This window comes from Polaromonas sp. UBA4122, from assembly GCA_002381615.1.
Lineage (GTDB): Bacteria > Pseudomonadota > Gammaproteobacteria > Burkholderiales > Burkholderiaceae_C > Polaromonas.
In genome coordinates this window covers 16,992-17,268 of record DFWY01000006.1, presented here as the reverse complement: position 1 = coordinate 17,268, position 277 = coordinate 16,992, and the positions used below count along the sequence as shown (strand labels likewise).

1 pseudogene is annotated in these 277 nt (G+C 62.5%); it reads right to left on the bottom strand.

The features are described 5' to 3' along the window. Positions 1–277: pseudogene (locus B3F77_RS01075) on the bottom strand (cyclic nucleotide-binding domain-containing protein); the annotation flags it as partial.

Genomic DNA, 277 nt, shown 5'->3' with positions numbered 1-277 from the left:
AGCACGATCATGAAGTTGCCGTACTCGTCCTGGCGGATGATGTCCCGATTCGCTGGCACGGTGGCGAAGTCGAAAAACGGCTCCAGCCGTGGCACGGCGTCAGAGGCCAGCCGCGCCATGTATTTGTCTTTGGCCCACAGGGCCTGAAGCAGCTTGCTGCCGCGCGAGGCCGACAAGCGTTTTGCGCCGACTTCGTTGGCGCGGGCTTCCCAGGGGACCAGCATCGACGGATCAACCCCCTGATCGGCAAACGCAGTGCTGAACAGCACCGAATCAG